General features: G+C 55.4%; 12 protein-coding genes. All 12 read left to right on the forward strand.

From position 1 onward, the window contains the following. The first annotated feature begins 25 nt into the window (after nucleotides 1-25). A complete protein-coding gene (gene recO / locus MOTHE_RS02695; RefSeq protein ID WP_011392138.1) occupies nucleotides 26-829 on the forward strand; it encodes a DNA repair protein RecO in 804 nt (267 codons plus the stop codon). After that, nucleotides 780-1214, forward strand: a complete 435-nt coding sequence (locus MOTHE_RS02700) for a DUF4342 domain-containing protein (protein ID WP_011392139.1) — start codon at nucleotides 780-782, stop codon at nucleotides 1212-1214. Before recO ends, MOTHE_RS02700 begins: the two co-directional genes overlap by 50 nt. Nucleotides 1215-1766: 552 nt before the next feature. Then, nucleotides 1767-2726, forward strand: a complete 960-nt coding sequence (gene glyQ, locus MOTHE_RS02705; RefSeq protein WP_011392140.1) for a glycine--tRNA ligase subunit alpha — start codon at nucleotides 1767-1769, stop codon at nucleotides 2724-2726. Between the two features lie 2 nt (nucleotides 2727-2728). After that, a complete protein-coding gene (gene glyS, locus MOTHE_RS02710; protein WP_011392141.1) occupies nucleotides 2729-4813 on the forward strand; it encodes a glycine--tRNA ligase subunit beta in 2085 nt (694 codons plus the stop codon). Between the two features lie 86 nt (nucleotides 4814-4899). Beyond that, nucleotides 4900-5535, forward strand: coding sequence for a transcriptional regulator CcpN (gene ccpN / locus MOTHE_RS02715; protein ID WP_053094631.1), 636 nt, complete (start codon nucleotides 4900-4902; stop codon nucleotides 5533-5535). Between the two features lie 56 nt (nucleotides 5536-5591). Next, nucleotides 5592-6476 (forward strand): pyruvate, water dikinase regulatory protein, encoded by an 885-nt coding sequence (locus MOTHE_RS02720; protein ID WP_080997167.1) that lies wholly within the window; start codon nucleotides 5592-5594, stop codon nucleotides 6474-6476. After that, nucleotides 6466-9120 (forward strand): pyruvate, phosphate dikinase, encoded by a 2655-nt coding sequence (gene ppdK / locus MOTHE_RS02725; RefSeq protein WP_011392144.1) that lies wholly within the window; start codon nucleotides 6466-6468, stop codon nucleotides 9118-9120. Before MOTHE_RS02720 ends, ppdK begins: the two co-directional genes overlap by 11 nt. Before the next feature lie 194 nt (nucleotides 9121-9314). Next, nucleotides 9315-10079 (forward strand): DeoR/GlpR family DNA-binding transcription regulator, encoded by a 765-nt coding sequence (locus MOTHE_RS02730; RefSeq protein ID WP_011392145.1) that lies wholly within the window; start codon nucleotides 9315-9317, stop codon nucleotides 10077-10079. 29 nt (nucleotides 10080-10108) lie between these two features. Beyond that, the gene (fba, locus tag MOTHE_RS02735; protein ID WP_011392146.1) at nucleotides 10109-10963 is read left to right on the forward strand and encodes a class II fructose-1,6-bisphosphate aldolase; all 855 of its coding nucleotides are present in this window, start codon (nucleotides 10109-10111) and stop codon (nucleotides 10961-10963) included. Between the two features lie 65 nt (nucleotides 10964-11028). Continuing rightward, nucleotides 11029-12111 carry a bifunctional phosphoglucose/phosphomannose isomerase gene (locus tag MOTHE_RS02740; protein WP_011392147.1) on the forward strand — a complete coding sequence of 361 codons (1083 nt, stop codon included), beginning with the start codon at nucleotides 11029-11031 and terminating at the stop codon, nucleotides 12109-12111. Beyond that, a complete protein-coding gene (gene pfkB / locus MOTHE_RS02745; RefSeq protein WP_011392148.1) occupies nucleotides 12108-13043 on the forward strand; it encodes a 1-phosphofructokinase in 936 nt (311 codons plus the stop codon). The genes MOTHE_RS02740 and pfkB overlap by 4 nt, the downstream gene beginning before the upstream one ends. Before the next feature lie 95 nt (nucleotides 13044-13138). Then, on the forward strand, nucleotides 13139-14119 hold the full coding sequence (locus MOTHE_RS02750) for a substrate-binding domain-containing protein (RefSeq protein ID WP_080997168.1): 981 nt from the start codon (nucleotides 13139-13141) through the stop codon (nucleotides 14117-14119). Nucleotides 14120-14192 lie beyond the last annotated feature (73 nt).

Below are 14192 nucleotides of genomic sequence, written 5' to 3' on the forward strand. Positions count from 1 at the left end.
CAACCGGAAAAAGGTGGAGATACCAATGCCGGGACTATTCCAGGCTGAGGGTATTGTTTTAAAAAGCCGTGACTACCAGGAAACCGACCAGTTGCTGACCATCCTCACCCGCACCCACGGCAAGCTGGAAGCCATTGTCAAGGGGGTGCGCAAACCCCGCAGCAGCCTGCGCAGCGGTACCCAGCAGCTCTGCCGATCCCGTTTTTTATTTTATGCCGGCAAGAGTCTGGCCACCGTCACCCAGTGCGAGGTCCAGGAGATCTATGGTCCCCTGCGCCAGGATTTAAAGCGCCTGGCCTACGCCTATTACCTGGTCGAGATCGCTGACGGCGTGGTTATGCCCGGTCAGGTGAACCAGGCCATGTACCTCCTCCTGCAGCAGGGCCTGGAAGCCCTGGGGGAACTGGAACCGGCCCTGGTGGCCCGGGCCTTTGAGGCCCGCACCCTGAAGCTCCTTGGCCTGGCCCCGCGCCTGGAGGCCTGTGCCCTGTGCCAGAGGGAGCTAAAAGGCAACGGGCGGGTGGCCATAGCTCCGGCCGCCGGCGGCGCCCTTTGCCCTGAATGTCGGGGCCACCAGGGGCGAGAGTACCTGGTATCCAGGGGAGGTGTAAAAACCTGGCAGCAGCTAAACCGCTTGAACTGGAGCTACTTAAAAAGATTGCAGATTAACCCCATGTTGATGGGGGAGCTAGGGGAAGTTATGCCGGCGTTTTTGGAATACTATTTAGACAGGAGACTGCGATCCCGTGCCTTTATCAACGAAATAGGAGGCGATAATATTGACGGACCTGGAAAAAATCGACCAGTTGCGCAAGCGCCTGGGACTTAGCTACCGGGAAGCCAAAGAGGCCCTAGACCGGGCCGGTGGCGACCTGCTGGAAGCCCTGATCCAGTATGAGGAAGGGGTCAAGGAAGAAACCCAGGGCGCCCTGGGCAACTGGGGCAGCAAATTGATGGAACGGATCCGGAACATTCTGCACCAGGGCAATGTGACCAGGATCAAAATCAAAAAGGATGGCAAAACAGTCGCCGAGATCCCGGCCACTGCCGGCGCCCTGGGCATCCTGGGCGTCCTGGCCAGCAGCGAGCTGGCAGTCCTGGCGGGTTTGAGTACCGTGGCGGCCCTTTTCAACCGCTACACCCTGGAGGTAGAACGTCCCGACGGCCAGGTGGAAGAACATTCCCTGGCTTCGGATGAGCAAGTTGACAAGTAGCGGCTACTTTGTTAAATTATTGTCATGTGAGGCTGGCCAGGGGCCGGCCGGTATGCTGTTACGGAGAGCAAGCTCCCGTCCCTGGCAGGGCGGGAGCCTCTTTTTTAAGTAGCCGCCCATGGGGGCTGGTGCCCCCGTCACGAATAATGAAGTGGGCTAAGTCAAGGGTCTGGATGGTACAGGCGGAGGGCGAATTGGTTCGAGGCGCTAGCAAACTCAGCGAAGCCAAAGCGAGGCGGCGGTGAACGGGATGGGGATCGCAACGTGACTTCAGGAATGAGAAGTATCACACCCCGCTGTGAATGATCGAAGAGATAAAGCCAAGCCACCCCCGCCGCCGAGCAAGGCTGAGCGTAAAGTTTGCTAGCCGAGAACCACCGGAGCCCGGAGCCTGTACCCCCAGACCCAAAGAAGCTGGAGTACAGCCCAACCAGCAATGATCACCATTTTTGGCAAAACCCTATTTTCGGAGGAGCTATAAAAAAATTATGGGCTGGCAATTGTCTGCGGTCCGAGTGCAAACAATGCCAGCCCGAGAGAGGAAGAACCCACTTGAATTTCCAGGAACTCATAATGACCCTGCAGCGGTTCTGGGCAGAACAAAACTGCGTCATCCAGCAGCCCTATGACCTGGAAAAAGGCGCCGGTACCATGAACCCGGCCACTTTTTTACGCGTCCTGGGGCCGGAGCCCTGGCGGGTAGCCTACGTGGAGCCTTCCCGGCGGCCGACAGACGGCCGCTACGGGGAGAACCCCAACCGCCTCCAGCACTACTACCAGTACCAGGTAATCTTAAAACCGTCGCCGGATAACGTCCAGGATCTTTACTTACAGAGCCTGGAAGCCATGGGCATCAATCCCCTGGAACACGACATCCGTTTTGTTGAAGATAACTGGGAGTCCCCCACCCTGGGGGCCTGGGGCCTGGGCTGGGAGGTGTGGCTGGACGGCATGGAGATAACCCAGTTTACATACTTCCAGCAGTGCGGCGGTTTTGACTGCCATCCCGTTAGCGCCGAAATCACCTACGGCCTGGAGCGCCTGGCCATGTATATCCAGCAGGTCAACAGCGTCTACGACATTGAGTGGGTGGACGGCATCACCTACGGCGATATACATCACCAGACGGAAGTCGATTACTCCCACTACAACTTCACCTTTGCCGACACCGCCATGCTCTTCAACCTTTTTAACGCCTATGAGGCCGAAGCTATGCGGGTGGTCGAACAGGGCCTGGTCCAGCCAGCCTATGATTACACCCTCAAGTGCTCCCACACCTTTAACCTCCTGGACGCCCGCGGGGCTATCAGCGTCACCGAGCGGACGGCCTACATTGGCCGGGTGCGCCACCTGGCCCGCCTCTGTGCCGCCGCCTACCTGGAACAGCGGCAAAAGCTCGGCTATCCCCTGTTAAAAGCTAGGCAGCAACAGCCCGAAGCCCCTGCACCTGGGCCGGCAGCCGTGGTGGGCGGCCGGGACCGCAAGGACGCCTGCGATGTGAAGGAGGGATAGCCATGGCCCGCGATTTAATCTTTGAAATCGGTACGGAAGAGATTCCTGCCCGCTTTATGAACCCGGCTCTGGAGCAAATGGCCGCCGTAGCCAGCCAGCTCCTGCAGGAATACCGCCTGCCCTGCCAGAAGGTAGCCACCTATGGCACACCCCGGCGCCTGGCCCTTTATCTAACCGCCCTGGCGGAAAACCAGGAGGAACTGGTCCAGGAAATCAAAGGGCCGCCGGTAAAGGCCGCCTTTACCGCCGACGGCCAGCCGACGAAGGCCGCCCTGGGTTTCGCCCGGAGCATGGGCGTCGCCGTCGAGGAACTGGTAACCCGGGAGTATAATGGCGGCCAGTACGTCTTTGCCATCAAGAGGGAACAGGGCCGGCCGGCGGTGACAGTCCTGCCGGAACTGCTCCTGGCCGTGGTTAACGCCTTGAGTTTCCCCAAACCCATGCGCTGGGGCTCCCTTGAGATACGCTTCGCCCGGCCCATCCGCTGGCTCCTGGCGCTCTTTGGTAGCGAGGTCATACCCGTGGAACTGGCCGGCCTGACTGCCAGCAACCAGACTTACGGCCACCGCTTCCTGGCTCCCGGTCCCCACCAGGTACCAACTGCCAGCGCTTACTTCCAGGTTCTGGAGGAAAACTACGTCCTGGTGGACCAGCACCGCCGCCGGCAGCTTATCTGGGAGCAGATTACCGGCCTGGCCAGCCGTGAAGGTGGCCGGGTGGAGAAGGACCCGGAACTTTTGGAGGAGATAACCTACCTTGTCGAATACCCCACGGCCCTGGCCGGCCACTTCGACCCCGAGTACTTGAAGCTGCCCCAGGAGGTAGTCATTACACCCATGCGCGACCACCAGCGCTACTTCCCCGTCTGGAACGCGCAGGGTGAACTCCTGCCCCGTTTTATTACCGTCCATAACGGCACTGCCGACCACCTGGAGAACATCAGCCGGGGCAATGAAAGGGTACTGGCAGCCCGGCTGGCCGACGCGGCCTTCTTCTACCAGGAAGACCGGCAAACGCCCCTGGCAGCCAAAGTCCCCAAACTGGAAGAGATCGTCTTCCAGGAGAGCCTGGGCACCATGCTGGCCAAAACCAGGCGCCTGCAGCGCCTGGCCGTAAATCTGGTCAATACCCTGGACCTCCCGGCCGAACTGGTTCCCCTGGTGGAACGTACGGCTGAACTAGCCAAGGCCGACCTGGTTACGGCCATGGTCTACGAGTTCCCCGAACTCCAGGGCATCATGGGCTCTTATTATGCCGCCCACGACGGCGAAAGGGCTGAAGTATGCCAGGGTATCCGCCAGCACTACTGGCCGCGCTTTGCCGGCGACCGGTTACCGGATTCCCTCACCGGCATGGTCGTTGGCCTGGCCGACCGGCTGGATACTCTGGTTGGTTGCTTCGGGGCCGGCCTCATCCCCACCGGTTCCCAGGATCCTTATGCCCTGCGGCGCCAGGCCACGGGCGTGGTAACCATAGCCGTGGAGTTCAATTTAAAGTTTTCCCTGACCGCGAGTATTGCCGCCGCCTACGAAGGCTATACTGCCGGCGGTATCCAGCTGGCCAGGCCCCTGGATGTCGTCCAGGAGCAATTGGTCCAGTTTTGCCGTCAGCGCCTGGAGCACCTCCTAGAGGAAAAAGGCTACCGCTACGATGTAATTCAGGCCTGCCTGGCGGCAGGCAGCGATGACCTGGCGGCAGCTTATCATCGCACCAGGGATTTGAGCGCCTTCAGGGAAGAAGAAGGTTTTGCCGCCCTGCAGACGGCTTTTACCCGCGCCTTTAACCTGGCCCGCCAGGCCAGGGAAAAATACCATCTCCGGCCTGAGGCGTTGCAGGAAAAGGCAGAGGCAGAACTCTATCGGGCCCTGATGGAAACCCGGCACCAGGCTGAACCCCGGCTCCGGGCAGGGGATTACCTGGCTGCTTTAAAGGCCATGGCCGCCCTCCGGGGGCCCATTGATGCCTTCTTCGATAACGTCCTGGTCATGGCGCCCGATATGGAAGTCCGGAATAACCGCCTGGCCCTCCTCCAGGCAATTGTCAACCTGGTTTTTCAGATAGCCGACTTCTCTCGCCTGGTTCCATAAAAAAATTTGGTTGCCAGGAAGGAAAAAGGCGGGCCATGTGGTATACATTACAAAGTATACAACGGGACGAAGGGGAGGGGTGAGGGATGCAGCTTTCCCCGCGGCAGGAACAGATAATAGCTATTGTCAAGCGTTCCGGGCCCATCACCAGCCAGCAGATTGCCGCAGAGCTCAATCTTACCCGGGCCACCCTGCGTCCCGATCTGGCCATCTTGACCATGGCTGGTATCCTGGAAGCCCGCCCCCGGGTGGGCTACTTTTTGAGCAGCAAGCCCTCCCAGGCCCTGGTAGCCGAAGAAATCAAAAAGATCAGAGTAGGCAATATCAAAGGCCTGCCCCGGGTCATCCGGGCCGGGGCTTCGGTTTATGAGGCCATTGTCTCCATGTTCCTGGAGGACGTAGGTACCCTGATGGTGGTTGACGACGAAGGTCACCTGGAGGGGGTCGTCTCCCGCAAGGACCTGCTGAAAGCAGCCATCGGCGGCGGTGATCTCCAGAAGATGCCGGTTTCGGTAATTATGACCCGGATGCCCAATATTATTTGCACCACCCCTGATGAACCGGTACTGGCAGCGGCTCGCAAGATTATCGAACACGAGGTGGATGCCTTGCCGGTAGTACGTCCTGTTAATGGTCAAGGGAAAAAATTAAAAGTATTAGGACGCATTACCAAGACCACCATAACCAATCTCTTTGTAGAACTGGGAGAAGGCAGATCCTAGCAAGGAGCTATATCCCGGCGGGTATCTATCACCTCCATTCACAAAACATTTACTCGATGGGTAATAGGGCCGGAGCCCATTTCTGTCTGGCTTCCGGACTCCGACTTCCAAGTAAAGGAGGGGTTACCATCGGCGTTATTTACGTGATCTCAGACTCCCTGGGGGAGACGGCCGAGTATGTCGCCCGGGCGGCAGCCAGCCAGTTCGACGGCGGCGGGCTGGACATCCGCCGGGTGCCCTATGTTACCGACCTTGACCACCTGGAGGAGGTAGTCAACGAAGCCGCCCAGGAACAGGGGATCATCGCCTTCACCCTGGTACTACCGGACTTAAAAAAGAAGCTCCTGGAACTGGCGGCAGCCCGGGGCCTCGAGGCGGTAGACCTGTTGGGCCCCCTGATGGACGCCATCACCCGGGTTACTGGCGGCCGGCCCCGGCTGGAGCCGGGCCTGATTCGCCGTACCGACGAAGACTACTTCCGCAAAATGGAGGCCATTGATTTTGCCGTTAAATATGATAACGGCAAAGATATCCGGGGCCTGAGCCACGCCGATCTGGTCCTCATCGGAGTGTCCCGCACCTCCAAAACGCCGGTGTGTATGTACCTGGCCCATAAGCGCTTGCGGGCCGCGAATCTCGCCCTGGTGCCGGAAGTACCCCTGCCGGGAGAATTGCTCAACCTGCCGCCGGAAAAGATAATAGGGCTGACCATTGACGCCGGGCTCCTCTATCAGATCCGCCAGGAACGCCTGAAAACCCTGGGGCTGCCGGGACCGGCCGGCTACGCCACCAGGGAACGTATCGAAGAGGAACTGGCCTACGCCCGCAGGGTCATGGACCAGCTCGGCTGTCCGGTAATCAATGTTATCAATAAGGCCGTTGAAGAAACGGCCGGTAAAATACTCCAAATCTATTATCGGAGGGAAAGAAATGGCAAGTAAGAAGTACGTCTACCTGTTCAGCGAAGGCAAGGCCGACATGCGCCTGCTTCTTGGCGGTAAAGGCGCGAATCTCGCCGAAATGACCAACATCGGCCTGCCGGTACCCCAGGGGATTACCATCACCTGCGAGGCCTGTAACGAGTACAATCGTCTCGGCCAGCAATTCCCGGAGGGCCTGGAAGAGGAAGTCGCCGCCCGCTTAAAGGACCTGGAAGCCATCAATGGTAAAAAGCTCGGCGACCCCGAAAACCCGCTCCTGGTCTCCGTCCGTTCCGGGGCACCTGTTTCCATGCCCGGCATGATGGATACCATCCTGAACCTGGGGCTGAACGACAATTCCGTCAAGGGCCTGGCCGCCCAGACGGGCGACGAGCGCTTCGCCCTGGACTGCTATCGCCGTTTTATCCAGATGTTCGGTAACGTCGTCCTGGGTATCGAACATAACGATTTTGAAGCCGTACTCGAAAAACATAAAGAACGCCTGGGCGTAAAGTTCGACCATGAACTCACCCCCGATGCCTTGCGGGAAGTTATCGCCGAGTACAAGGACGTCGTCAAGAGCCGCAGCGGCCGGGACTTCCCCCAGGACCCCCGGGAGCAGCTTTACATGGCCATCCGTGCCGTCTTTGATTCCTGGAACAACCCCCGGGCCATTGTCTACCGCAAGATCAACAAGATCCCCGATGACCTGGGCACCGCCGTCAATGTCCAGACCATGGCCTTCGGCAACATGGGTCCCACCAGCGGCACCGGCGTGGCCTTCACCCGCAACCCCTCCACCGGCGAGAAGGGTATTTACGGCGAGTATCTCATCAACGCCCAGGGCGAAGACGTGGTGGCCGGTATCCGCACACCTAAGCCCATCAGCAGCCTGAAGGAAGAAATGCCGGAAGTTTACCGCCAGTTTGAAGACATCTGCCAGCTGCTGGAGAAACACTACCGCGATATGCAGGATATCGAGTTTACCATCGAAAAGGGCAAGCTCTTTATCCTCCAGACCCGCAATGGTAAACGGACGGCGGCCGCGGCTGTCAAAATCGCCGTCGACATGGTCAATGAGGGCCTGATTACCAAAGAAGAAGCCGTCCTGCGCGTCGACGCCGATCAATTAATCCAGCTCATGCACCGGCGTATCGACCCCAGCGCCAAACTGGAAGTGGTGGCCAAGGGTCTGCCGGCTTCCCCCGGTGCCGCCTCCGGCCAGGTGGTCTTTGACGCCGACGATGCCGAAAAAATGGGCCTCGACGGCCAGAAGGTCGTCCTGGTACGTACCGAGACCACTCCCGACGATATCCACGGCATTGTCCAGGCCCAGGGGGTTCTCACGGCCCGGGGCGGCATGACCAGCCATGCAGCCGTAGTCGCCCGGGGCATGGGCAAACCGGCGGTCACCGGTTGCGACGCCATTAAAATAGACGTCGAAAACAAACGCTTCTTCATCGGCGACCTGGTGGTCAAAGAAGGTGACGTCATTTCCATCGACGGCTCCACCGGCAACGTCATGCTGGGTGAAGTGCCCCTCATCGACCCCCAGCTCACAGGGGAATTTGAAACCATCCTGGAGTGGGCCGATTCCTTCCGGCGCCTCAAAGTCCGCGCCAACGCCGACACGCCGGAAGACGCGAGGCGCTCCCGGGAATTCGGCGCCGATGGCATCGGCCTCACCCGTACCGAGCATATGTTTATGCAGGTCGATCGCCTGCCTGTTGTCCAGCAGATGATTCTCGCCAAGACCAAAGAAGAACGGCAGGCTGCCCTGGATAAGCTCCTGCCGATGCAGCAGGGCGACTTTTACGGTATCTTGAAGGCCATGGAGGGCCTGCCGGTCACCATCCGGCTCCTCGATCCGCCCCTGCATGAGTTCTTGCCCAATATTGAAGAACTCCTGGTCGACGTCACAAGGCTCCAGGCGACAAACGGCGACTCCAAAGAGCTGGAAGAAAAACAGGCCCTCCTGCGGGAAGTCCGGGCGCGCCACGAATTCAACCCCATGCTCGGGCACCGCGGCTGCCGTTTAGGCATCACCTACCCGGAGATCTACGCCATGCAGGTGCGAGCCATCTTCCAGGCGGTGGCCCAGCTGGTGAAAGAGGGCGTCAAGGTCCTGCCTGAAGTAGAGATTCCCCTGGTTATCCACGTCAACGAGTTACAGCGCCTCCACGCCATGGTTGACGAGGTAGCCGCGGCCGTCAAAAAGGAAACCGGTGTCGATTTCGATTACAAGGTCGGCACCATGATCGAAATGCCGCGGGCCTGCGCCACAGCCGATGAAATCGCCAGGGAAGCCGAGTTCTTCTCCTTCGGCACCAACGACCTGACCCAGACCACCTTCGGCTTCAGCCGCGACGACGCTGAAGGCAAGTTCCTGCACCAGTATGTCGACGAGAAGATCTTGAAAGAAGACCCCTTCATCGTCCTCGACCGCGACGGCGTGGGCAAATTCATGAAGATGGCCGTCGAACTGGGCCGCAGCACCAATCCCAAGCTGGAAATCGGCATCTGCGGCGAGCACGGCGGCGAACCCAGCTCGGTGGAGTTCTGCCACCAGATCGGCTTGAACTACGTCAGCTGCTCACCCTTCCGGGTGCCGGTAGCGAGACTGGCCGCCGCCCAGGCCGCTTTGAAGGAAAAGAAAGGAAAGTAAGGGAACAAGATAAGTTGGCCCAAAGGCTGTTGACCATACCGGTCAGCAGCCTTTCTTTGTCTATGAAAGGTTCCTTAATATTACCATAAAAATTTAATAAAAAAGTTTTAATAACCAGCAGGAGATGTTCGTTTTTTAGCGAATATGTTTAACAAGAAAACATAAATTAACAAAACAATACAGGGTGGGGCATCATGATCTCGGCACAACGACGTAAAATCATTATCGATAAAATCAGCTCAGGAATGCCGCTGAGTGTAAATGAGCTCAGCCGGGAGTTGGGAGTATCGCCGATGACCATTCGCCGGGATCTCGAAACCCTCGAGAGGGAAGGGTTTCTTACCCGTACCCATGGAGGGGCAGTGCCGGTTCGCGGCGGAAGCGATGAGGAACCCTCTTTTATGGAGAAAATCAATAAATTTTCGGCTGAAAAGTTAGCCATTGCCCGCAAGGCTGCTGAGCTTGTTCTGGATGGAGATACTATTCTTCTTAATGCAGGTACTACCATTACTGCCCTGGCCCAGTTACTAAAGAACCATAATAATCTTACTGTAGTAACCAATACTGTCAACATTGCCATGGAACTGGCGCATAGTGAGGGTATCAACCTGGTGCTGACAGGTGGAAATATGCGTACTAAGTCTTATGCCATGGTCGGTTCCCTCACGGAAAGGGTACTGCGGGAGATTCATGTCCAGAAGGCATTTCTGGGTGTTAACGGTATAAGTATTGAACACGGCCTTACGACACCTAATATGACCGAGGCCCATACAAATAGCTTAATGGTTGCTGCTGCCGATCGGGTGATCGTCCTGGCTGATCATTCCAAAATCGGCCGGGTAACTTTATCGCGCTTTGCGCCCATTTCTGCAGTTAATACCTTTATTACCGACAGCAATGCTCCCCGCGATTTTATAGAAGAACTTACCAGGCGTGGCATCGAAGTAATTGTTGCTTAAGTATATTGCTGCAGAAAGGAGATCTTGTTGTGGAATTAGTAAATCCCAGGGAAGTATTACAAGCTGCACGAGAGAACGGTTATGCAGTAGGTGCCTTTAATATTCACAACCTGGAAACCCTGTGGGCCGTGGTAGAGGCGGCTATCGAGGCTAAGGCGCCGGTAATTCTCCAAGCCACGCCGGGTACAGTTAAATTTGCCGGAGCGGACTTCCTGGTGGCCATGGCCCGGGCAGCCGCCAGGAGGGCGGGTATACCAATAGCTCTGCACCTGGATCATTCCCAGGATTTAGACATGATAGCTCTCTGTATTGAAGCCGGTTTTTCTTCGGTAATGTTCGACGGGTCAAAGTTACCTTGGGATGAGAATATTCGCCTTACCCGGCAGGTAGTAACTATGGCCAGAAACAGAGGGGTGGCAGTTGAAGCAGAGCTCGGCCGTATAGGTGGTCGCGAGGAGGAACTCCAGGTCCGGGCGAAAGACGTTTACTATACTGATCCCGCCGAAGCTGTTACTTTTGTAGAAGCTACCGGGATAGACTCTTTAGCCATTGCCATTGGCACGGCCCATGGTGTATATCAGGGGGAACCCCGCCTTGATTTTGAACGCCTGGCATCCATAGCAGCCAAAGTAAAATTACCCCTGGTTCTCCACGGCGCTTCCGGCGTTCCCGATGAGGCTATCACCCGCTGTATTCAACTGGGGATCAGTAAAATCAATATTGCTACCGATCTCAAGCTGGCCATGGCTGCCGCTCTTAGAGAAACCCTTTTATCTAACCCGGAAGAGAACGATCTTCGGCGTTACCTGAATCCGGCCCGTAACCGGGTAAAGGAAGTTGCTCTGGCAAAGATAAGGCTATTCGGCGCAGCTGGGCGAGCCTGAGATGGGCGGTTCACCGAAGGGGGTCACTAGTAGAAAATTGATTAAGAGAAGAGGGAACACGGGCGGTGTATGTTGATTTAGACGATCTTCACACCCTCTCTAAACTGGATAGTGGTCAAGCCCTTCAGGAAACTATTAACTACCCCCACCAGTTCAGGGAGGCCTGGGAACTGGCCGGTCGTTGGCCGGAAAACCTTTCTCGGGATGAGATTAGACAAATTATGTTCCTTGGTACCGGCGGCGGCTCGGCAGCAAGTGTAGATCTTCTGGCATCGTATCTCTTTGATGAAATTAAAATCCCCCTTTTTCTGAACCGGGGATATACCATACCGGCTAGTATTGACAATCGCACCCTGGTTGTTGTTGTCAGCCATTCTGGTAAGACCGAAGAGATACTTAATGCTTATCATCAGGTTTGTACAACAGAGGCTCAGATCATTGTCCTCACCTCCGGGGGGAAATTATTATCCCTGGCCCGGGGAAATAAACACCCGTATCTACTCATTCCTGGCGGAATGATGCCCCGTATCGCCGTTGGGTATATTTTTCTCCCCTTGCTGGGACTGTTACAGCGACTAGGATTTGTCGGTGATAAATCGGCAGAAGTAAAAGAAACCATTAACATTTTATCTGAACTCGGTGGTCAGTACGGACCCATTGTCCCTGCTAAAGATAACCTGGCGAAAAGCATGGCTTACGAGATGGCAGGCTATGTCCCTGTTGTCTATGGTTCCCTGCCTTTAACTATCGCTGTGGCCAGCAGATGGAAAAACCAATTTGCAGAGAATAGCAAGCTTTTAGCCATGTATAATGCCCTCCCGGCCCTTCATCATGATGAAGTGGCGGGATGGGATGCACCTCAGTCATACTTGCGCCATTTTTACTTTACGTTTTTGCAGGATGCCGAGGATAGATTAGAAACAACCCGGCGTATAGAGATCTCACAGGAGCTCCTGGCTTCCCGGGCAGCCGGGGTGAGAAAAGTAGCGTCAGTGGGTAAATCACGCCTGGCCCGTCTTTTTTCCCTGGTATATTTAGGGGATTTTATCTCCCTTTACCTGGCCCTTATAAGGGGAGTAGATCCTACCCCTGTGGAGATTATCGATAATATCAAATACCTTTTAACTTTGGAGAGCAGGACCGAATGATTACGACTGTCACTACCAACGTAGCTATTGATAAAACATACATTGTAGACAATTTTAGTTTAAATGGTGTCTTTCGCGTTAAACAAGTGCTAGCCCAAGCAGGCGGCAAGGGACTCAATGTCGCTCGGGTAATTCATAATCTCGGCGAGGAGGTGATAGCTACAGGATTTATTGGCGGATACACCGGTAGCTATATCAAAGAAATAATGGCGAGGGAGGGAATGAAGGAGGATTTCGTCGTAATAGAAGGCGAATCGCGCATCTGCATTAATATCCTGGACCCGGTAGGGAAAACGCAGACCGAGCTCCTGGAACCAGGGCCCGATGTTAGTCAGACCGATGCGCAAAAGCTGGTGGATAAAGTCAAAGAACTGGCCAGTAGCAGCAAAGTGGTCACCATATCCGGCAGCCTCACAAGGGGATTAGCACCTGGCTTTTACTCCCTGTTGATTGAGGTAATTAACCAGGCAGGGGCGATGGCTATCCTCGACACCAGCGGAGCGGCATTTATAGAGGGGATTAAAGCCAGGCCCTATATGGTTAAACCCAATCAGCAGGAAGCGGAAACCCTGGCCGGGCATCCGTTAAAGGAGGTGGACGACCAAAAAAAGTTTTTAATGAAACTGCTGGAAAGCGGTGTCCAGGTAGCTGTTCTTTCCCTTGGTGGGGATGGAGCCCTGGTAGCTACTGAGAACGATTTCTTTAAAGTTATCCCGCCCAGGGTTCAGGCCATCAATACCGTCGGTTGCGGTGATGCCTTTGTGGCCGGTTTTGCCGTAGGATTGGCCAGAGGAGAAGGGGTAACCGGTGCAGCCCGGCTGGCAACGGCAGCCGCCAGTGCCAGTGCTACTCGCTGGCAAACGGGACAATGCCAGGTAGAACTGGTAAACAAACTCCTGGATGAGGTGCGACTGCTTGAGCTTCATAACTGAAACTCTCGGAGGTAGATGGTAATACCAGGGGTCAGCATTAGTTCTAGGGCTTTAGCAATCTATAATTAAATAAAAATTAAATGGAGGAATGGATCGTGTTATTTAAAATGACCCGAAAAAAGATGCTTATTTTTACCGCAATAACACTAATTGGAGTCAGCGTGCTCCTTGGTGGTTGCGGCAGTAAACAAGGTAATACCCAAACTGGAACCTCCAGCGGAACAACGACCCAGAACACAGAAAAGAGCGGAGAGAAGGTCATTGGCGTTAGCCTTCTGACCCGGGAACACGTTTTTTACAACTTAATTGAAAAAGCTATCCAGGAAAAAGCCCAGGGGTATAAATTTAAACCCATTATTATGGATGCCAGCCAGGATAGCAACAAGCAATTGGCCCAGGTTCAGGATTTTATAACTCAAAAAGTGGATGCCATTGTTTTGGCGCCAACGGCTTCGGCTGGAATAGCACCGGCTGTTGACTTAGCTAAAAAAGCAGGTATCCCTGTATTTACAATTGATATCAAAGCTGAAGGTGACGTAAAATCCCATGTCGCCACCGACAACTACGCGGGTGGTAAACTGGCTGCCAAGTATGCCGCCGAAAAGGTCTTGAACGGCAAGGGGAAGGTTGCTATAATTACCTACTCCGAAGTACAGAGCTGTGTTGACCGGGAGAAGGGTTTCAAAGATGCCCTGGCTGAGTATTCGAACATTAAGGTAGTCGATGTAGAAAATTGTTCTGGTAGCGCTGAAAAAGCAGCCAACCTCACCCAGGATATCCTGTTAAAGTTCCCGGATTTAGATTTAATTTTCGCCGTGGGTGATCCCTTTGCTGTTGGAGCTGTTTCCACTATTAAAGCAGCTGGCCGTAATGTTAAAGTTATAGGCTTCGACGGTAATCCTGAAGCTATCCAGGAAATCAAGAACCATGGACTCTGGGTGGCTGACGTTGTCCAGCATCCTGATCAAATCGGTGGCAAGGTAATTGATCTAATCGCTGATTACTTCAACGGTAAATCTGTACCGCCACAGGTGCTCATTCCGCCTACAATAGTAGATGCCAGTAATGCTAAATAATTAAGCCCAAAGGGGAAGAAACAGCAAGGGTTTCTTCCCCGCCTCCCTTTTTAAAAACTCGAGGAATAGGTGA

Origin of the sequence: Moorella thermoacetica (assembly GCF_001267405.1) — a bacterium.
In the GTDB taxonomy this organism is placed as follows: Bacteria; Bacillota; DSM-521; order Neomoorellales; family Neomoorellaceae; genus Neomoorella; species Neomoorella thermoacetica.